The sequence below is a fragment of the Variovorax sp. Soil_C_26 genome (assembly GCF_057657075.1).
Window position 1 is genome coordinate 16,190 of the sequence record NZ_JBDGJC010000018.1, and the last position, 17,496, is coordinate 33,685.

The following is a 17,496-nucleotide window of genomic DNA, read 5'->3' on the forward strand; positions in this document are numbered from 1 at the left end:
ACTGTTTGCCGAGCTGCTCGGCCGACGTAGCGCGGCCTTTTCCGGAGGACGATCTTGGTTCGTGGTCAGCGCTGTGACGCGCTCATCGCTCACGAACCAGTTTGGAGTATCGCCAGCCTCCCCAGATCACTCCAACGGTTACGCCGATCCCGACGCTCAGGCCGACCGACCACCCCAACCCGAAGGCCAGGAGCAGCATCAACCCGACACAGACCAGCCCAATGAAAATCGACGTGACGAAGTCGAAGCGCACGACCTCGAACGTGTCTTTCCCAACACTGCGCGGACTGCGACCGTGCTTGCTGCGCTGGCGCCTGAACACTAAGACATCCGTCACGAGTTCGAAGAAGCCGGTGCACAGATCGGCCAAGATGCTCCACATCGGGTGGCTCCATTCGGGTAACGACCGGGTTGTCGCTGTTGTCGAAACTTCGTGCGACCAGGGCGGATGTCGCATGACGTTGGAATGCTGCCGTCTTCGGCACGGGTGCTTTCGCAACCAGTTTTCTCGAACGCGGGGTTGACCGAGTTGGTCAACGTCCGGTGTTGGCCCGAGTTGAGCCCGCGCATTGTTCCCCTATCCCCAGGCCCTGGTCATCAACTCGTCCATCGCATCAATGATCTGTTGCCCATATTCCGCAAGAGAATCAAATGCGGCACCAAGTTGATCGGTAGCCACGGATACCACCTGCAGAGGGTTGAGAACGACTTCGACACCCCCAATCCGGAAGATGGGATTCATCCGGGACCCAGAAACTGATGCGCCGGGAGCGTGCTGGCGCAAGACCAAAGGAGCAACCACTCTGCGACGATAGGCATCGAAGCGCGCAGACTGGATGACCACCACAAAGGGAATGCTCTCTTTCTGGCTCCCTTTGTTGCGATGAACGTCGAATTGCGCCACTGGTTCAGAGCGTTGAGTGCTCGTCCGCGAACGCGCCGAACCTGGTGTCGAAATCATTCCAGGCCTGTGCGCTTGTCGTGGCCCAGTCGCGCGCAGATTTGCCTTGACCACTCCGTGCACGCGCCTCTTGGAACTCTTTCATGTCTTGAGGCGAGATCATGTAGGCAGCGGGCCGCCCGTGACGCGTGATGATGACGGGCTCGCGCTGCGCTGTGTCGAGGAGCTGCCCGAATTTGTTTTGCGCCTCGACGGACGTAATGGTGATCATGTTCGATCCTTCAAAGTAGCTAGCTTGGACATTTTAGCGCGCAGGGTGCTGATGCCCAGGCAAATACGTGAAACTTACTTGCAATCGTGATTGCAAGTATTTAACATCGCGGCATGACACAAGCCCGTCCCGAGACGCCGTCGCTGTCCTCGCCGCCCGACGATGCCTCCTCCCGGTCCGCCAACGACAGCGCCACCCATGCCCCGCGCCGCACGCGGCGCACGCAGGCCGAGCGCGTGGCCGAATCGGACCGCCGCCTGTTCGAGGCGGCCACGCACCTGATCGCCAAGCACGGCTACACCCAGACCACGCTCGAGGCCATTGGCGTAGAGGCCGGCTACAGCCGCGGCCTGGTGCAGCACCGCTTCGGCAACAAGGACCGCCTGCTCGACGAGCTGATCAAGAAGATCGCCGCCGACCACCGCGAGCGCCTGCTGGCACGGCTGCGCGGCCTCTCGGGCGTGGACGCGCTGTTCTGCGAAATCGACTGCTACCTCGAAAGCATGGACACGGCGCGCGACAGCTCGCGCGCCTTCTTCATGCTGATGCAAGAGTCGCTCGGGCCGGCGCCGCACATCCGGCCCACCTTCGCGGCGATCAGCGCGCGCTGGCACCGCGCGCTCGCGCGGCAGGTCGAGAACGGCCAGCGCGCCGGCCAGATCCGCGACGACATCGATCCCGAACGCGAAGCGCAGCTGCTCATCGCCACCGCGCGCGGCCTGCGCACGCAGGCGATGCTCAATCCGCAGACCAGCGACATCGCCTCGGCGATCCAGGCCTTCAAGGACGGCCTGCGCGCGCGCTGGCTGAAGCCCGCCACCGGCTAGGCCCGCCGCACCCTTTTCTTCGACGCGCCCAGAACCTTTTCGCCCGGCCCGCGCCCGGCGAACGGGACAGGCTCGTCCCATCGTTTCCCTCTTCTTCTTCTTTCTTTTCTTCACGGAGACATCACCACCATGCGAACCTCGTGGCTTCGCCCGCTCCTGCTCACGCTGCCGTTGGGCCTCGCGGCCTTCGGCGCCAGTGCCCAGGCGAACGACTTTCCCGCCAAGCCGATCCACCTCGTCGTGGGCTTCGCGCCCGGCGGCGCCTCCGACATCGTCGCGCGGCTGCTGCAGCCCGAGCTGCAGAAGCGGCTGGGGCAGCCGATCGTCATCGACAACCGCCCCGGCGCCAACGGCAACATCGCCAACGAGGTGGTCGCCCGCGCCGAACCCGACGGCTACACGCTGCTCTTGGGCAATCCGGGGCCGCTGGTGTTCAACCCCTTTCTCTACAAGCAGGTGCCGGTCGATCCGGCCAAGGCGTTCGCGCCCGTGTCGCAACTGACCGAAAGCCCGATGGTGATCGTGGTGCCCGCCAGGTCGCCGCTCAAGTCGGTGGCCGACCTCGTCGCCCAGGCCAAGGCCAAGCCCGGGGGCCTTGCGTACGGCTCGGCCGGCAACGGCAGTTCGATGCACTTGGCTGGCGCGACGCTGCAAATGCGCACCGGCGCCGCGCTCGTGCACGTGCCCTACAAGGGCAGCGGCCCGGCCATCACCGACCTGCTCGGCGGCCAGCTCGACTTCATGCCCGACAGCCGCTCGACGACGATGCCGTTCATCCGCGATGGCCGCCTGCGCGCGCTGGCGGTCACGGGCGAGCGCCGTGTGGCGGACCTGCCCGACGTGCCCACCGTGGCCGAAGCCGGCGTGCCGGACTTCAAGGTCACCACCTGGCTCGGCGTGGTGGCGCCGGCCGGCACACCGCCGCCCGTCATCAAGCGATTGCACGAGGCCTTCAGCGAAACGCTGAAACAGCCGGCCATCAAGACCCGCCTCGACGAGCTCGGCACCAATGCCATGGGCAGCACGCCCGAAGCCTTCGGCCGCGCGATGGAACAGGAGCGCAAGGAAGCGCGCCAGCTCGTGCAGCAGACCGGGATGAAGATCGAATGAGCGCCGCCGTCCTCGAACTCGCGCGCTGTACCGCGTGCGGCGGCACCAGCTTTCCGGCGCAGGTGCCGGGCTGCCGCCACTGCGGCGCGGCACCGGCGCAATTGCGCGCCGAGGCCTGCGGCGAACCCGCGCGCCTGCTCAACTTCGTCACGGTGCATGCGCCGCTGGCGCCCGGGCTCCAGGTGCCCGCGGTGATCGGTGAAGTGGCGCTCGCGCCGGATCTCGTCGAGGAAGCCCTCCTCGACGTGGCGGACGAAAGCGTCCTCACGCTCGGCATGGCGCTCAGCGCATGCTGGCAGACCGGCGCCGAAGGCGCGTCCGGCCACTGGGTGTTCCGTCCGCTCGATGCCGAGGTGAACGCATGACGACGAACCCGACTCCCCTGCTGCGCGAACGCGCCGTGTATGTCGTCGGCATCGGGCTGCACCCCTACGCCTTTCCCTCCGAGACGCCATACGTGCAGCTCGGCCTGCATGCCGTGCGCGAGGCGCTGGCCGACGCCGGGCTCGCGTGGCCGCAGGTCCGCTCGGCGGTGGTCGGCACCGCCGCGCTCGGCATGGCCGCCGGCCGCGTGATGCTGCGCCACCTCGGCTCCACCGGGCTCGAGGTGATGCAGGTGGAAAACGCCTCGGCCTCCGGCTCGACGGCCTTTCGCATCGCCTGCCTGCAGGTGGCCAGCGGCGAGCACGACGTGGTGCTGGCCATGGGCGTCGACAAGTTCGGCGACGGCCGCCGCGCCGTGCTGAAGGACGGGCTGGCGCCGCTCAGCCCCACGTCGAATGTGCCGCTGGTGAAGTTCGCGCTGCTGGCGCGGCGCTTCATGCGCGAACGCGGCCTGACGCGCGAAGACATGGCCCGCGTCGCGGTCAAGAACCACGGCAATGCCGCGCGCAATCCGTACGCACAGTTCCGCAAGCCGCGCACCCTCGAACAGGTGCTGGCCTCGGCGCCGGTGGCGGGCGACCTCACCGCGATGCAGTGCTGTCCGCGCGGCGAAGGCGCCGCGGCGGTGATCGTGGTCTCCGAAGCCGCGCTCCAGCGCCTCGGCCTGCCGCGCGAGCGCGCCGTGCGCGTGCTGGCCTCCACGGCCACGAGCGAGATGCTGCCGGCCGACGACGCGCCCGCGCTCGTCGACCTGGTGCGCACGTCGTCGGCGGCCGCGCTGGCGCAGGCCGGCATCGGCGCCAACGAGCTGGACATCGTCGAACTGCACGACGCCTTCACGATCGAGGAGCTGCTCTACACCGAGGCCGTGGGCGTCTGCGAAACCGGCGAAGGCGCGGCCTACGTCGCGCGCGGCGACGCCGACATCGGCGGGCGCTGCGCCATCAATCCCTCGGGCGGGCTGATCGGCATGGGCCATCCGCTCGGCCCCACCGGCATCGGCCAGGTGGCCGAGATCGCGCGGCAGCTGCGCGGCGAAGCCGAAGGCCGCCAGCACCCCCATGCCCGCCTCGCGCTGGCCCACATGATCGGCCTCGGCTCTGTGGCCGTGGCCCACGTACTCGCACGCGCCTGATGCAGGCGAAGAAGAAGACACCACTGCCATGAACTACGACACCCTGCTCTACGAGGTCACCGACGCGGTGGCCGTGATCCGGCTCAACCGCCCCGAGCGCATGAACGCGATCGGCGGCGCCATGAAGGCCGAGCTGCGCGACGCGCTGCTCGAACGCGCGCGCCATGACGACGCGGTGCGCTGCGTGGTCATCACGGGCGCGGGCGATCGCGCCTTCTGCGCCGGCGCCGACATCAAGGAGCGCGCCGGCAGCACGACGCCGCAGGCGCACTACCACCTGCAGCAGAAGGCCACGCACGAGCTGTTCCGCGCCATCGAGCAGTTCGAGAAGCCGGTCATCGCCGCCATCAACGGCGTGGCGATGGGCGGCGGACTGGAGATCGCACTGTGCTGCGACGTGCGCATCGCGGCGCGCGGCGCGAAGCTGGCGCTGCCCGAAGCGCGCATCGGCGCCCTGCCCGCCGCCGGCGGCACGCAGCGCCTGCCGCGCCTGGTGGGCCCCGGCATCGCCAAGGAGCTGATGCTCACGGGCGACCACATCGACGCCGAGCGCGCGCTCGCGATCGGCCTGGTGAACCAGGTCGTGGCGCCCGAGGCGCTCATGGCCACCGCCATGGCGATGGCCGCGCGCATCGCCGCCAATGCGCCGCTCGCGGTGCGCCACATCAAGCACGCGGTCGACACGGGCCTGCAGGTGGGCATCGACGCCGGCCTCGAATACGAGCGCTATGCGGCCGCGCTGGTGGTCGCCAGCGACGACCGCCGCGAGGGCATGCAGGCCTTCGTCGAGAAGCGCAAGCCGGTCTTCCGCGGCCAGTGAGCGCCGCGGTTTCCTTCACACCCCACAACGACATCGCAACAAGGAAAGCAACGACATGGATCTGAACCTCAAGGGCCGCGTGGCCTTCGTGACCGGCGGCGGCCAGGGCGTGGGCCGCCGCATCTGCCTGGACCTGGCCGCCGAAGGCGTTGCCGTGGCCGTGAACGACATCTTCGAAGAGCGCGCGCAAGCCGTGGTGCGTGAGATCGCGGCGGCCGGTGGGCGCGCCTTCGCGGCCGTGGCCGACATCACCGCGCAGCATGAAGTGGAGGCCGCCGTCACCGCGACGCAGGAGGCGCTGGGCCCGGTCGACATCCTCGTGAACAACGCCGGCGTGCTGGTCGAGCGGCGCGAGAAGGGCGGCGCCGCGCCGCTCTTCCTCGAGACCGAGGCCGAGGGCTGGCAGCGCATCGTCGACCTCAACGTGTTCGCGATGATGTACTGCTGCAAGGCCGTGCTGCCCGGCATGAAAGAAAGGCGCCACGGCAAGATCGTCAACATCATGTCGGAGGCCGGGCGCGCGGGCGAGGCGCGGCTGGCCGTGTATTCGGGCGCCAAGGCCGCCATGCTCGGCTTTGCCAAGGCGATCGCGCGCGAGCACGGCGCCGACTGCATCAACGTCAACGTGATCGCGCTCGGTGCGGTGTCGCACGAGGGTATCCGCGAAGGCGCGCTGAGCCCCGAATCCACGCCCGAGAACAACGAGCGTCTGGCCAAGATGCTCAACGCCTACCCGATCTCGCGCGGCCTGCGCCGCCTGGCCCGCCCCGAGGACATCTCGGGCATGGTCTGCCTGCTGGCTTCCGACCGCGCCGCCTACATCACGGGGCAGAGCATCGGCATCAGCGGCGGCTTCGTGATGCAGTGACCGGCACGATGTTCCGCACCCGTCTCACGGAACTCCTCGGCATGCGGCTGCCCGTGCTGGGCGGCGGCTTGATGTGGCTGTCCGACGCGCGCTACGTGGCCGCGCTGGCACGCGCCGGCGCGCTGGGCTTTCTCACGCCGCGCTCCTTCGACGGGCCGGAAGAGTTCCGTGCCGCGGTGCGCGCCTGCCGCGAAGCCAGCGCGGGGCAGCCCTTCGGCGTCAACATCACGCAGTCGAGGCGCGCCGAAGAGAACCGGCTCGTGCCCGCGTGGATCGACATCGGCCTGGAAGAAGGCGCGCGCTGCTTCGAGACCGTCGGTCCCTCGCCCTCTCACCTGTTCGCGCGCATCCACGCCGGCGGGGCGCGTGTGGTGCACAAGTGCGCCTTCATCGCGCATGCGCTCAAGGCGCAGGACGACGGCGCCGATGCGGTGGCCCTGGTCGGCTGCGAAGCCGGCGGCCATCCGGGCACCAACGAGCTGCCGACCTTCGTGCTCGGCGCGCTCGCGCTGGAGCGCCTGCACGTTCCGCTGGCCCTGGGCGGCGGCATCGGCAGCGGGCGGCAGATCGCCGCGGCGCTGGCCCTGGGCGCCGATGCGGTCGTGATGGGCACGCGCCTGCTGGTGTGCGAGGAGATCTGGGCCCACGACGACTACAAGCGCCACCTCGCGGCCCAGCCGGCAGAGGCGTCGACGCTGGCGCTGCGCAGCACGGGCCACCCCTGGCGCGTGCTCGACAACCAGACCGTGCAGCGCACCCGTGCACTCGAGGCCGAGGGCGTCTGCCGCTATCCCGACTTCGGCGCGCTCGCCACCGGCCGCCTCGGCCGCGACAACGCCTACGCGGGCGGCGACTGGAACACCGGTCTGCTCTCGATGGGCCCGGCGATCGGTTTTGCTGACCGCATCGAGCCCGTGCAGGCGGTGCTGCAGCGCCTCATGGACGACGCCGCCACCGGCGCCGCGCACCTGCGCGCGCTGACTCCCTCCTCCACCCTTTCGCCTTCGAACTTGCACTCGCACCCATGAACCCGAACCTCACGCTCCACTGCAGCAGCCGCAGCCTGCAGGGCACCACGCTGCAGGCGCAGGCCGCACGCGCCGCCAGCGGCTTCCAGTCGCTGGGCCTCAAGCCCGGCGACACCGTCGCGGTGATGCTGCGCAACGACCTGCCCTACCTCGAACTGATGCTGGCACTGGGCCGCCTCGGCGTGCACCTGGTGGCGGTGAACTGGCACTTCCAGGCCGACGAGGCCGCCTACGTGTTCCAGGACAGCGCCGCGCGCGCGCTGGTGATCCACGCCGACCTGTGGCCGCGCCTGGCCGACGCGGTGCCCGCCGGGCTGCCGGTGCTGATCGTGCCCACGCCGCAGGACGTGCGCGAGGCCTACGCGCTCGAACCCACGCCCATGCCCGCCGGCGCGCAGGACTGGGCCACCTGGCGCGATGCCTTTGCGCCCTGCACCAGCGAGCCGGTGCCCTCCGTGGGCAGCATGCTCTACACCTCGGGCACCACCGGCCGCCCCAAGGCGGTGATGCGCCTGCCCGGCACGCCGCAACAGCATGCGGGCTCCAAGCGCGTGCGCGCACTCGCGAGCCGGGCCCGCGAAGGCATGCGCACCGCGGTGGTCGGGCCGCTCTACCATGCCGGCCCCAACGCCGCGGCACGCGTGGCGCTGGACCTGGCCGAGCGCATCGTCGTGCTGCCGCGCTTCGACGCCGAGCAGCTGCTCAGCGCCATCGCCGAGCACCGCATCACGCACCTGTCGCTGGTGCCGGTGATGCTGGTGCGGCTGCTCAAGCTGCCGGCCGAGGTGCGCGCGCGCTACGACGTCTCGTCGCTGGAGAACGTTACGCATGGCGGCTCGCCCTGCGCGCCCGAGGTGCGGCGCGCCATGATCGACTGGTGGGGGCCGATCGTGAACGAGACCTACGGCTCCACCGAGACCGGCCTCGTCACCTGGGTGAGCGCCACCGAATGGCTCGCCCGCCCGGGCACCGCCGGGCGCGCGTTCGACGGCATGTCGCTGCGCATCCTCGACGCCGAGGGCCGCGTGCTGCCGCCCGGCGAGGTCGGCGAGATCTACGTCGACCCGGGCGACAACGCCTTGCCCTTCACCTACCGCAACAACGACGCCGCGCGGCGCGCCATCGAGCGCGACGGCCATGTGACCAACGGCGACATCGGCTACCTGGATGCCGAGGGCTACCTCTACGTCACCGACCGCAAGCGCGACATGGTGATCTCGGGCGGCGTGAACATCTACCCGGCCGAGATCGAGCATGTGCTGGTGACGAATCCACTGGTCGCCGACTGTGCGGTGTTCGGCATTCCCGATGCGGAATACGGCGAAGCCGTGGCGGCCGCGGTGGTGCGCGCACCGGGCAGCCGCATCACCGAGGCCGAGGTGCGCGACTGGGTGCGCCAGCGCCTGGCCGGCTACAAGGTGCCGCGCCATGTGGAGTTCCACGACGCGCTGCCGCGCGAAGGCATGGGCAAGGTGTTCAAGAACCAGTTGCGGGCGCCGCATTGGGAACGCGCGGGCCGCCGCATCTGACATGGCAATCACGGCACTCCCCGCCTTCTTCGGCACCGAGCCCGACCGCTTCGACTTCGCATGGCCGGGCCATGCGGTGTTCGGCGACGGCTGCGCGCAGCAGCAGCTGCCGGCCTGGGCCGTGGGCCGGGGCGTGCGGCGGCTGCTGGTGCTCAGCGATGCCGGACTCGTGAAGGCCGACATCGTGGCGCCGCTGGTCGATGCGCTGCGCGCTGCCGGATGCGCACCCGTGCTGTTCGACGGTGTGGCCGCGAACCCCACGCTCGACAACGTGCGCCAGGCCCGCGCCTGCTGGGAGGCGCAGCGTTGCGACGGCCTCGTGGCCATTGGCGGCGGCAGTGTGATCGACGTGGGCAAGGTGCTGGTCGCCGGACTCTGCGCCGACGCGCCCATCGAGGAGGTGCTGCGCGAAGGCGACCGCGTGCTGACGCGCGATGCGCCGCCCTTCGCCGCCGTGCCGACCACGGCGGGCACGGGCAGCGAGAGCACCACCGCCGCGCTCGTGAAGGACGACCAGGGCCGCAAGCACGTGCTGCGCAGCCGGCGCAGCCGTCCGCAATGGCTGGCGCTCGATCCCGGCCTCACGCTGAGCCTGCCGCTTTCGGTGACCGCCAGCACCGGCTTCGACACCGTGATGCACGCGCTCGGCGCGGCCACCAACCGCGCGACCAACCCGGTCGGCGAGGCGCTGGCCTTGCAGGCACTGGCATTGTCAATGCGGGCGCTGCCCGCCGTGCTGGCCGAGCCTGCCTCGCTGAAGGCGCGCAGCGACATGCTGCTGGCCAGCTACCTCGCCGGCGTTGCGATGAGCCTGCGCGGCGTCGACGGCATCCACGGCCTGTGCACGCCGCTCGAAGCGCTGGTCGACGTTCCCCATGCGCACGTGCTGGCCGTGACCTGCGTGCCGCTGATGGCCTTCACGCTGCCCGCGGCCACGCCGCGCTATGCGCAGGCCGCGCGGGCCTGCGGGCTCGGCAGCCCCGGCGATGGCGACGACGCACTGGCCCGCGCGCTCGTGGACGCGATCGACGGCCTGCGCCGACGGTCCGGCCTGCCGTGCACGCTGACCGAACTCGGCCTTCGCGCCGACGCGCTCGGCCCGGCCATCGATACGGCCATGGCCAACGCCTCGCTGCGGCTCAACGCGCGGCAACCCACGCGCGAAGACATCGCCGCGCTCTATCGCGCCATGCAGCCGGCCTGAGGCCGCGCTGTTTTCATTGCCCCTTGCGTATTCCCACATGCAGACACCCTCACCCTCCTCCATTCTCCGGACCGGCGTCTATCCGCTGCTGATCGACGGCGAAGAACGCCCCGGCGCCGCAGGGCGCCATTTCGAAGTCGGCAACCCATCGACGGGGCGCCCGCTCGCGCAGGTCGCCGAGGCCGATGCCGGCGACGTCGATGCGGCCGTGCGCGCCGCCCAGCACGCCTTCGACACGCACTGGCGCCAGACCTCGGCGCGCCAGCGCAGCCGGCTGCTGCGCAAGTTGGCCGACGCGCTCGAGAAGCGCAGCGAACAGATGGCATGGCTCGAAGCGTGGAACGTGGGTCGCCCCATCACTCTCACGCGCGGCTCGCTGCAGACCATGCTCGACGGCATCGAGTACATCGCGGGCGTCTCGCAAGGCATCGGCGGGCAGACGCTCAACGTGGCCGACACCCACATCGTCAACTTCACGCTGCGCGAGCCCTTCGGCGTGGTGGGGCTGATCCTGCCGTGGAACTACCCGCTGACCCTCACGCTGAGCAAGCTGATGCCGGTGCTGGCCGCGGGGAACACCGCGGTCATCAAGGCGTCGGAGATCACGCCGCTGTCGTCGGTCGAGCTCGGCGCCGCGATCCTCGAGGCCGGCTTTCCGCCCGGCGTGGTCAACATCGTGCACGGCCCTGGCGCGACGGTCGGCCAGGCGCTGGTGGACCACCCGCTGGTGCAGAAGATCTCGTTCACCGGCGGCACCGAAACCGGCAAGGCCATCTACCGCAGCGCCGCCGAGCGCATCAAGCGCGTGACGCTCGAGCTCGGCGGCAAGTCGCCGCTGATCGTCTTCGACGACGCCGACCTCGACGCGGCCGCCGCCGTGGCGCTGCAGGACGTGAGCCGCAACACCGGCCAGATCTGCGTGGCCTGCACGCGCCTGCTGGTGCACGAGCGCGTGGCCGATGCCTTCACCGAGAAGCTGCGCGAGGCCTACGCTCGCATCCGCATCGGCCTGCCCGACGACCCGCAGACCCAGATGGGCCCGCTGGTCAGCCGCGCGCAGCAGCAGCGCGTGCAGCACTACATCGACATCGGCCGCGACGAACAAGCGCAGCCCGAGACGATGCAGGACCTGTCGCACCGCGCCGACCTGCAGGCCGGCTTCTTTGCCGCGCCCACGCTGTTCCTGCAGGGGCGCAGCGAGATGCGCGTCGCGCAGGAAGAGATCTTCGGCCCGGTGCAGGTGCTGATCCGGTTTCGCGATGAAGACGACGCCGTGCGCATCGCCAACGACAGCCGCTTCGGACTGGCGGGCGTGGTCTACACGCGCGACACCGGCCGCGCCATGCGCCTGTGCAAGGCGCTGCAGATCGGCAACCTCGCGATCAACGACCCGATCAAGGCCACGGCCGATGCACCGTTCGGCGGCTTCAAGGAATCGGGCCTGGGCAAGGAGCGCGGACTCGACGCGATCCTGGAGAACACGCAGTTGAAGAACGTGCGCTTCTCGATGCGCTGAGGCCTTTCATTTTTTTCAAAGGAGACAAGAGACATGAAGAAGATTCGCATTGCAAAACTGCTGCTCGCGCTCGCCGCGAGCGCGCTGGCACCGGCCTGGGCCGCGACATTCCCGGAGCGGCCCGTGAAGATGCTCGTGGGCTTCGCGGCCGGCGGCATCACCGACATCACGGCGCGCCAGATCGCCGAGAACATGAGCCGCACCCTCGGCCAGGCCGTGGTGGTCGAGAACCGCGCCGGCGCCGGCGGCAACATCGCCACCTCCGAGCTCGCGCGCGCGCAGCCCGACGGCTACACCCTCATGCTGGCCTCGCCGGGGCAACTCGTGGTCAACCCGCTCACGCAGAAGTCGCCGGGCTTCGATCCCAAGACCCAGTTCACGCTCGTGAGCCTGGCCAACGAGAGCCCCTTCGTGCTGGTCGTGCCCGCGAACTCCAAGTTCAAGAGCGTGGCCGAGATGGTGGCCTGGGGCAAGAGCAATGAAGGCGGCCTCAGCTTCGCCTCGCCCGGGCTCGGCACCACGATGCACATCGCGGGCGAGATGCTGCAGGTCATGGCCGGCGTGAAGGCGGTGCACATACCGTACCGCGGCGGTGCGCAGTCGACCAACGACCTGGTGGCCGGCCGCATCGACTTCATGATCGACAGCGTGGGCGCGGTCGCGACGCAGCTGCAGGCCGGCCAGCTCAAGGTACTGGCCGTGGCGAGCGGCCGCAAGCTGTCGCAGTTCCCCGATGTACCGCTCCTGTCGAGCATCTACCCGGGCCTCGAGGTGTCGTCCTGGCTCGGCGTGGTCGGCCCGCCCGGCATGCCAGCCGACGTGCAGCGCACCCTGGTGCGGGCCGTCGAGCAGGCGGTGCGCGAGCCCGCCTACGTGCAGATGCTCGAGAAGCGCGGCAGCGTGGTCGCAGCTTCCGGCCCGGAGGCGTTCGCGACCCACCTGGCCAAGGAGCGCGCGCGCGTCGAGCGCACGGTCGTCAAGGCAGGCCTGCGGCTGGATTGAGATCGAGGGCCGCCGCGCTGCGCAGCGCGAGCAGCACGCGCGTCAACGCCGGGCTGGGCTCCTGCCGGTCCCACACCATGCCGACCGGGCCCACGTCGGACGCGAGCGACAGCGGCAGGATCGACAGCAGGCCCAGCCGCTCGAAGTGGCGCGCCGCGACGCCCGACGTCACGCCCAGGCAGCGGCTCTCGCGCATCAGCGCCTGGTTGAGCGTGGACGAGGTCGATTCGATCCAGGCCGGCGGCGGCGCCAGCCCCTGCGCGATGAAGGTCGCATCGACCGCCCGGCGCAGCGGCGAGCCGCGCGGCGGCAGGATCCAGGCACACGCCGCGGCATCGGCCCATGTCACGCGGGCGGACCTTCTGAGCGGGTGCCTGCGGCCCGCGACGATGCAGTGCGGATCGTCGAACAGCGCCTCGTGGTGCACCTGCGCGCCGAAGGCCCGCTCGTCGAAACGGCCGACGATCAGGTCCAGCTCCCGCCGCGCGAAGCGCGCCCAGAGGCCCTCGGCAATGTCTTCGACCACCTCGAGCCGCACCGGCTCGGGCTCGCGCGCGAGTTCGCGCACGGCACGCGGCAACAGCTCGGCGCTGCTGACCAGCATGGTGCCCACACGCACCGCGCCGAGCGTTCCGGCGGCCACGGCCGCGAGTTCGTCGGCCAGCTGGCGCGAGTCGGCCACCATGCGCCGCGCATGCCGCAGCGCCACCGGCAGGTAGGGGCTGGGCTGGATCTGCCGCCCCCGCACGAAGAGCGGAACGCCCAGTGCAGACTCGATCTCGGCCAGCCATTGCGAGACCGCGGGTTGGCTCACCTCGAGCGCCGCGGCCGTCGCCGTGAGGCTGCCATGCCGCTCGACGGCCAGCAGCACCTCGAGATGCCGCAGGCGCAGGCGGCGCAGGTTCAGCGCAAGCTGATGTCCATCTTCTTGCATAAGTAATGGCAATGGACCCAGATGGATTTCCGGGTGGATCATTATGGGCACCTGAACCATCATCCGCTCCATCACCCCTCGATCACCACAGGAGTTGCAGCGATGAACCACACCACCGCCCGGCGCGCGTTGCTCGGACTGGGGCTTGCGCTGGCACTGGCCGCCAGCCACGCACAGACCGCCTATCCCGCGCGTCCCATCAAGCTGGTGGTGCCGTTTCCCGCCGGCGGCGGCACCGACATCGTGGCCCGCAGGATGGCCGAGCAGCTGCGCGTGGAGCTCGGCCAGCCGGTGATCGTCGAGAACAAGGCCGGCGCCAGCGGCAACATCGGCGCCGAGAGCGTCGCGCGCTCGGCGCCCGACGGCTACACGCTGCTGCTCACCGCCGCGCCCTTCGCCATCGCGCCGGCCGTGTTCAAGAACCTGGCCTTCGACCCCGTTTCGAGCTTCACGCCGATCGCCCAGGTCGCGAGCGTGCCGCTCCTGGTCGTGACGCGTGCCGAGTCGCCGCTCAGGACCATCGCCGACCTGGTCGCCGCCGCGAAGAAGGACGCCAACGCGATCAGCTACGCGACCTTCGGCAACGGCGCACCGCCGCACCTGGTCGGCGAGCGCATGAAGTCGCTCGGCGGCTTCGGCATGACGCACGTGCCCTACAAGGGCGGCCAGGCCGCGCTGCCCGACATCCTTTCGGGCCAGATCGGCGTGGCCATCATGGACGTGGTCTCGATGACGCCGCTGATCAAGGCCGGCCGCCTGCGCCCGCTGGCCATCACCGGGCCGCGGCGTTCGCCGGCGCTGCCCGAGGTGCCCACGCTCGCCGAAGCCGGCATCCCCTTCGACGCGGTGGGCTGGTACGCGGTGTTCGGCCCCGCCGGCATGGACCCGGCGCTCGCGACGCGGCTCAACACCGCGCTGCACAAGGTGATGGCGCGGCCCGACATGCGCACGCTGCTCCTCGATGGCGGCTCGATGCCGGTCGATGCGCAGACGCCCGCCCAATGGGCGACCGCCTTCGGCCAGGACGTGCAGCTCTGGGGCCGCATCGCGCGCGAATCCGGCGCTTCGGTCGATTGAAGGAACACGCCGTGACGACGCCGCCCCTCGTTGCCGCCGTGCCCGTGCAGGAGGTCGAGATCGTGCGCGACGTGATCTACGGCCGCGCCCTGGTGCAGCGCGGCCGGCCCGGCGGGCCGGTCGAACGCGCGCTCGCACTCGACCTCTACCGGCCCGTCGGTGCGCCACCCGCAGGCCGCGGTCGCCCCGCCTTGATCCTCGCGTTCGGCGGCGCTTTCCATCGGGGCTCCAAGGAAGACGACGCCTTCGAGGCTGAGGGCCGCAACACGGCGGTCGCCGAGTACTGCCTGCGCTTCGCGCGGCGCGGTTTTGTGGCCTGCGCGATCGACTACCGCCTGGTGCCCGAAGACCCCGAACCGGCCGATACGCCGGTGGTCGGCTCGCCCGGCCGCATCCCGACATCGCGCGTGTCGCTGGTGCGGCAGCTGATGCAGTTGCCGCCCGCCACGTCCGACATGCTGTGGCGCGGCATCGAGGCCGCCAGCGACGACATGGCCGCCGCGACCCGGTTCGTACGCGCACAGGCGGACGCTTGGCAGATCGACCCGGCGCGCATCGCCATCGGCGGCTTCTCCGCGGGCGCGCGCACCGCGCTCAATGTCGCGTTCGGCGAGCAGGTGCCGGTGGCGGCCGTGCTGGCGCTCTCGGGCTACATCGACGACGAGGACCTCGCGCGCCATCTCGCCGGCTGCAACGGCAGCGGCCCGGCCGTGCTGGTGGTGAGCGCCGAGCACGACCTCGACTACGTGGCCGCCGCGGCCCCGGGCATGGTCGCGCGCCTGAGAAGCGCGGGCCTGCATTGCGAGCATGTGGAAGTGCCCGGCGCGGGCCATTTCTATCCGGCCGAGGCGCCGGCGCGCAGCGATCGTCGCGGGCCCGTCACGGTCGAGGAAGCGATGGCGGGCTTCCTGCGCTGCCAGCTTCTTCCTTAGCCTCGGCACCCGCCGCGATGCGCGCCAGCTGCGCCGGGTCTGCAATGCGGATGCGCTTGTAGCGCATGTCGATCACCCCCTCGTCGACCAGCCGCCCGAGCTCCTTGTTGATCGTCTGGCGCGACAGGCCGAGCATTGCGGCCAGGTCGTGCTGCGACAGCCGCACCGGCAGGTTCGCGGCGTCCTCCGGCTGCCCACCGTAGAAGTAGATCAGGCTCGTCAACGTGGCGGCCACGCGCCCGCGGATCGTGTTCAGCATCTGGTTCTGCAGCAGCACGATGCTCTGCCGCTGGCGCTGCAGCGCCAGCCTGGCCACGCCGCGCCACAGCGCGGGCTCGGCATCGAGCACCGCCAGCACGGCGTCGCTCGGCAGGTGGACGATCACCGAGTCTTCGTGCGCGTGGTAGTCGTAGGGCAGCGGCACCTCCTCGAGCAGCCGCACCAGCGGCGCCACCTGGCCGGGCCCGAGCAGCGCGTTGACGTACTTTCGCCCCTGCGGGCTCATGCTGCTGATCTCGAGGCAGCCCGACACCACGGCCAGCAGCTCGCGCTTGTGCCGGTCATGCGCCAGCACCTGCGTGCGGCGGCGGTAGCGCACCAGCCGCGCGGACTTCATCAGCTCGGCCCGGCGCGCGTCGGGCCAGTGCGAGAACAGCTCGTTCCAGCGCAGCGCGCGGTCGAGCAGCGCGGCGCTCTCTTCGGCGTCCTTGGGTGTGGAAACGGGGGATCGGGCCAGCGGGTTCTCCCTGCCTTGATGTTCAGGAATCTGTCAAAGCGTTGACAGATTTGGGGGGCCTTCGTTTCTATCGTAAGCCCCGGAACTCGACAAGCACACAAGCGGCACCGCCCTGCACCCGCAGGCGGCACGCCACACCCGGAGACAACACCCCATGAAGAAGACAGCTGCCGCAGGCCTCGCGCTGACGGCCTCCACGCTCGCGCTCGCGCAGAGCACCGTGACCGTCTACGGCACCCTCGACCTCTACGTGGCGCACGCCAGGTCGGGCGCTACATCGTCGACGCGGCTCGATGACGGCGGCCAGACGGCCTCACGCATCGGTTTTCGCGGCACCGAAGACCTGGGCGGCGGCATGCGCGCGCATTTCACGCTCGAAAGCGGCTTTGCGCCCGACACCGGCAACGGCACCCTGCCCGGCCCGGCGATGTCGTTCAGCCGCCAGTCCTTCGTCGGGATCTCGGCGCCGTGGGGGCAGATCGATGCTGGCCGCATGTACACGCCGATGTTCTACGCGCTGTTCAAGGCCGATCCCTACGGCCTCAATTCGGTGTTCTCGCCCATCAACCTGGTGGCCGCGACCGACGCGCAGACGGGCATCACGCCCTTTGCGGCCCGCGCCAGCAACATGATTCGCTACCGCACGCCGGCGAGCATGGCGTTCTTCGCGGACATCGCCTACGCGCCCGGCGAATCGAGCGCACCGAGCCACCAGAGCGGCAACGTCTACGGCGGCAACATCGGCTGGGCACGTAAGCCCTACTACATCGCCTACGCCTTCCAGCGTGCACGCTCGGGCTCGGCCGCGGCGCCGGTGGCCTCGCCCGCCACCACCACCTACCAGGCGCTGACCGGCTCGTACGAGTGGTCGTCGCTCGGCCTGCAGCTCTACGCGAGCTACGTGCGCAACGCATCGAGCCTGCCCGGCGTGCCGACCGCGAAGCTCTTGAACCTGGGCGCCACCTACAACGTGACGCCAACCTCGAACCTGATCTTCGGCGCCACCGAGCGCAAGGTGGCCGGCAGCGACCGCTCGCAGCTGGCCTGGACGCTGGGCTACGACCACTACCTGAGCAAGCGCACCGTGCTCTATGCGCGCTGGCTGCGCCTCTCGAACCGGCACGGCGCCTCGGCCTCGCTCGCCACCGTGCCGGTGGCGGCCCACAGCGGCAACGACGTGCGCGTTCTCGCCACCGGCATCCGCCACAACTTCTGACCTTCG

The 17,496-nt window shown here is 70.3% G+C and carries 19 protein-coding genes; 14 read left to right on the plus strand and 5 right to left on the minus strand.

From position 1 onward, the window contains the following. Nucleotides 1-82: 82 nt before the first annotated feature. The 3 genes from AC3A6G_RS26460 to AC3A6G_RS26470 all read right to left on the minus strand — a co-directional run bounded on the left by AC3A6G_RS26460 (nucleotide 83) and on the right by AC3A6G_RS26470 (nucleotide 1,172). The gene (locus tag AC3A6G_RS26460; protein ID WP_487860581.1) at nucleotides 83-382 is read right to left on the minus strand and encodes a hypothetical protein; all 300 of its coding nucleotides are present in this window, start codon (nucleotides 380-382) and stop codon (nucleotides 83-85) included. 195 nt (nucleotides 383-577) lie between these two features. Beyond that, nucleotides 578-904 carry a CcdB family protein gene (locus AC3A6G_RS26465; RefSeq protein ID WP_487860580.1) on the minus strand — a complete coding sequence of 109 codons (327 nt, stop codon included), beginning with the start codon at nucleotides 902-904 and terminating at the stop codon, nucleotides 578-580. Nucleotides 905-908: 4 nt separating this feature from the next. After that, nucleotides 909-1,172, minus strand: a complete 264-nt coding sequence (locus tag AC3A6G_RS26470) for a type II toxin-antitoxin system Phd/YefM family antitoxin (protein ID WP_487860579.1) — start codon at nucleotides 1,170-1,172, stop codon at nucleotides 909-911. A 113-nt stretch (nucleotides 1,173-1,285) separates the two neighbouring features. On the opposite strand from AC3A6G_RS26470, the gene AC3A6G_RS26475 reads away from it, so the two are divergent. The 11 genes from AC3A6G_RS26475 (at nucleotide 1,286) to AC3A6G_RS26525 (ending at nucleotide 12,595) form a co-directional block, all read left to right on the plus strand. Continuing rightward, complete coding sequence (locus AC3A6G_RS26475; RefSeq protein WP_487874999.1) at nucleotides 1,286-1,999, plus strand: TetR/AcrR family transcriptional regulator; 714 nt, start codon at nucleotides 1,286-1,288, stop codon at nucleotides 1,997-1,999. A gap of 129 nt (nucleotides 2,000-2,128) precedes the next feature. Then, on the plus strand, nucleotides 2,129-3,109 hold the full coding sequence (locus AC3A6G_RS26480; protein WP_487864691.1) for a Bug family tripartite tricarboxylate transporter substrate binding protein: 981 nt from the start codon (nucleotides 2,129-2,131) through the stop codon (nucleotides 3,107-3,109). Then, complete coding sequence (locus AC3A6G_RS26485; RefSeq protein ID WP_487860576.1) at nucleotides 3,106-3,474, plus strand: Zn-ribbon domain-containing OB-fold protein; 369 nt, start codon at nucleotides 3,106-3,108, stop codon at nucleotides 3,472-3,474. Before AC3A6G_RS26480 ends, AC3A6G_RS26485 begins: the two co-directional genes overlap by 4 nt. After that, nucleotides 3,471-4,628, plus strand: coding sequence for a thiolase family protein (locus AC3A6G_RS26490; RefSeq protein WP_487860575.1), 1,158 nt, complete (start codon nucleotides 3,471-3,473; stop codon nucleotides 4,626-4,628). The genes AC3A6G_RS26485 and AC3A6G_RS26490 overlap by 4 nt, the downstream gene beginning before the upstream one ends. A gap of 28 nt (nucleotides 4,629-4,656) precedes the next feature. After that, nucleotides 4,657-5,448: an enoyl-CoA hydratase/isomerase family protein gene (locus AC3A6G_RS26495; RefSeq protein WP_487860574.1), complete on the plus strand. Its 792-nt coding sequence runs from the start codon at nucleotides 4,657-4,659 to the stop codon at nucleotides 5,446-5,448. Between the two features lie 55 nt (nucleotides 5,449-5,503). Then, nucleotides 5,504-6,316, plus strand: coding sequence for an SDR family NAD(P)-dependent oxidoreductase (locus AC3A6G_RS26500; RefSeq protein WP_487860573.1), 813 nt, complete (start codon nucleotides 5,504-5,506; stop codon nucleotides 6,314-6,316). An 8-nt stretch (nucleotides 6,317-6,324) separates the two neighbouring features. Next, nucleotides 6,325-7,344 carry an NAD(P)H-dependent flavin oxidoreductase gene (locus AC3A6G_RS26505; RefSeq protein WP_487860572.1) on the plus strand — a complete coding sequence of 340 codons (1,020 nt, stop codon included), beginning with the start codon at nucleotides 6,325-6,327 and terminating at the stop codon, nucleotides 7,342-7,344. Next, nucleotides 7,341-8,873, plus strand: coding sequence for an AMP-binding protein (locus AC3A6G_RS26510; protein ID WP_487860571.1), 1,533 nt, complete (start codon nucleotides 7,341-7,343; stop codon nucleotides 8,871-8,873). The genes AC3A6G_RS26505 and AC3A6G_RS26510 overlap by 4 nt, the downstream gene beginning before the upstream one ends. 1 nt (nucleotide 8,874) lies before the next feature. Next, on the plus strand, nucleotides 8,875-10,077 hold the full coding sequence (locus AC3A6G_RS26515) for an iron-containing alcohol dehydrogenase family protein (RefSeq protein WP_487860570.1): 1,203 nt from the start codon (nucleotides 8,875-8,877) through the stop codon (nucleotides 10,075-10,077). Nucleotides 10,078-10,114: 37 nt separating this feature from the next. Continuing rightward, a complete protein-coding gene (locus AC3A6G_RS26520) occupies nucleotides 10,115-11,593 on the plus strand; it encodes an aldehyde dehydrogenase family protein (RefSeq protein ID WP_487860569.1) in 1,479 nt (492 codons plus the stop codon). 33 nt (nucleotides 11,594-11,626) lie between these two features. Further along, complete coding sequence (locus tag AC3A6G_RS26525) at nucleotides 11,627-12,595, plus strand: Bug family tripartite tricarboxylate transporter substrate binding protein (protein WP_487860568.1); 969 nt, start codon at nucleotides 11,627-11,629, stop codon at nucleotides 12,593-12,595. Here AC3A6G_RS26525 and AC3A6G_RS26530 read toward each other — a convergent pair. Beyond that, nucleotides 12,570-13,529, minus strand: coding sequence for a LysR substrate-binding domain-containing protein (locus tag AC3A6G_RS26530; RefSeq protein ID WP_487864692.1), 960 nt, complete (start codon nucleotides 13,527-13,529; stop codon nucleotides 12,570-12,572). The genes AC3A6G_RS26525 and AC3A6G_RS26530 overlap by 26 nt on opposite strands. Before the next feature lie 102 nt (nucleotides 13,530-13,631). Here AC3A6G_RS26530 and AC3A6G_RS26535 point away from each other — a divergent pair, with 102 nt between their 5' ends. Both AC3A6G_RS26535 and AC3A6G_RS26540 read left to right on the plus strand, forming a co-directional pair. Further along, nucleotides 13,632-14,606 carry a tripartite tricarboxylate transporter substrate binding protein gene (locus AC3A6G_RS26535; RefSeq protein WP_487864693.1) on the plus strand — a complete coding sequence of 325 codons (975 nt, stop codon included), beginning with the start codon at nucleotides 13,632-13,634 and terminating at the stop codon, nucleotides 14,604-14,606. Nucleotides 14,607-14,617: 11 nt separating this feature from the next. Further along, the gene (locus tag AC3A6G_RS26540) at nucleotides 14,618-15,538 is read left to right on the plus strand and encodes an alpha/beta hydrolase (protein ID WP_487860565.1); all 921 of its coding nucleotides are present in this window, start codon (nucleotides 14,618-14,620) and stop codon (nucleotides 15,536-15,538) included. Here AC3A6G_RS26540 and AC3A6G_RS26545 read toward each other — a convergent pair. Beyond that, complete coding sequence (locus tag AC3A6G_RS26545) at nucleotides 15,486-16,154, minus strand: Crp/Fnr family transcriptional regulator (protein ID WP_487860564.1); 669 nt, start codon at nucleotides 16,152-16,154, stop codon at nucleotides 15,486-15,488. The genes AC3A6G_RS26540 and AC3A6G_RS26545 overlap by 53 nt on opposite strands. Before the next feature lie 274 nt (nucleotides 16,155-16,428). On the opposite strand from AC3A6G_RS26545, the gene AC3A6G_RS26550 reads away from it, so the two are divergent. After that, complete coding sequence (locus AC3A6G_RS26550; RefSeq protein ID WP_487860563.1) at nucleotides 16,429-17,490, plus strand: porin; 1,062 nt, start codon at nucleotides 16,429-16,431, stop codon at nucleotides 17,488-17,490. Nucleotides 17,491-17,496: the final 6 nt, after the last annotated feature.

What these genes read in the sequence shown, in the direction of transcription:
- AC3A6G_RS26460 (WP_487860581.1), bottom strand. Translation starts at nt 382, where the DNA reads ATGTGGAGCATCTTGGCCGATCTGTGCACCGGCTTCTTCGAACTCGTG.
- AC3A6G_RS26470 (WP_487860579.1), bottom strand. Translation starts at nt 1,172, where the DNA reads ATGATCACCATTACGTCCGTCGAGGCGCAAAACAAATTCGGGCAGCTC.
- AC3A6G_RS26475 (WP_487874999.1), top strand. Translation starts at nt 1,286, where the DNA reads ATGACACAAGCCCGTCCCGAGACGCCGTCGCTGTCCTCGCCGCCCGAC.
- AC3A6G_RS26480 (WP_487864691.1), top strand. Translation starts at nt 2,129, where the DNA reads ATGCGAACCTCGTGGCTTCGCCCGCTCCTGCTCACGCTGCCGTTGGGC.
- AC3A6G_RS26485 (WP_487860576.1), top strand. Translation starts at nt 3,106, where the DNA reads ATGAGCGCCGCCGTCCTCGAACTCGCGCGCTGTACCGCGTGCGGCGGC.
- AC3A6G_RS26490 (WP_487860575.1), top strand. Translation starts at nt 3,471, where the DNA reads ATGACGACGAACCCGACTCCCCTGCTGCGCGAACGCGCCGTGTATGTC.
- AC3A6G_RS26495 (WP_487860574.1), top strand. Translation starts at nt 4,657, where the DNA reads ATGAACTACGACACCCTGCTCTACGAGGTCACCGACGCGGTGGCCGTG.
- AC3A6G_RS26500 (WP_487860573.1), top strand. Translation starts at nt 5,504, where the DNA reads ATGGATCTGAACCTCAAGGGCCGCGTGGCCTTCGTGACCGGCGGCGGC.
- AC3A6G_RS26505 (WP_487860572.1), top strand. Translation starts at nt 6,325, where the DNA reads ATGTTCCGCACCCGTCTCACGGAACTCCTCGGCATGCGGCTGCCCGTG.
- AC3A6G_RS26510 (WP_487860571.1), top strand. Translation starts at nt 7,341, where the DNA reads ATGAACCCGAACCTCACGCTCCACTGCAGCAGCCGCAGCCTGCAGGGC.
- AC3A6G_RS26515 (WP_487860570.1), top strand. Translation starts at nt 8,875, where the DNA reads ATGGCAATCACGGCACTCCCCGCCTTCTTCGGCACCGAGCCCGACCGC.
- AC3A6G_RS26520 (WP_487860569.1), top strand. Translation starts at nt 10,115, where the DNA reads ATGCAGACACCCTCACCCTCCTCCATTCTCCGGACCGGCGTCTATCCG.
- AC3A6G_RS26525 (WP_487860568.1), top strand. Translation starts at nt 11,627, where the DNA reads ATGAAGAAGATTCGCATTGCAAAACTGCTGCTCGCGCTCGCCGCGAGC.
- AC3A6G_RS26530 (WP_487864692.1), bottom strand. Translation starts at nt 13,529, where the DNA reads ATGCAAGAAGATGGACATCAGCTTGCGCTGAACCTGCGCCGCCTGCGC.
- AC3A6G_RS26535 (WP_487864693.1), top strand. Translation starts at nt 13,632, where the DNA reads ATGAACCACACCACCGCCCGGCGCGCGTTGCTCGGACTGGGGCTTGCG.
- AC3A6G_RS26545 (WP_487860564.1), bottom strand. Translation starts at nt 16,154, where the DNA reads ATGAAGTCCGCGCGGCTGGTGCGCTACCGCCGCCGCACGCAGGTGCTG.
- AC3A6G_RS26550 (WP_487860563.1), top strand. Translation starts at nt 16,429, where the DNA reads ATGAAGAAGACAGCTGCCGCAGGCCTCGCGCTGACGGCCTCCACGCTC.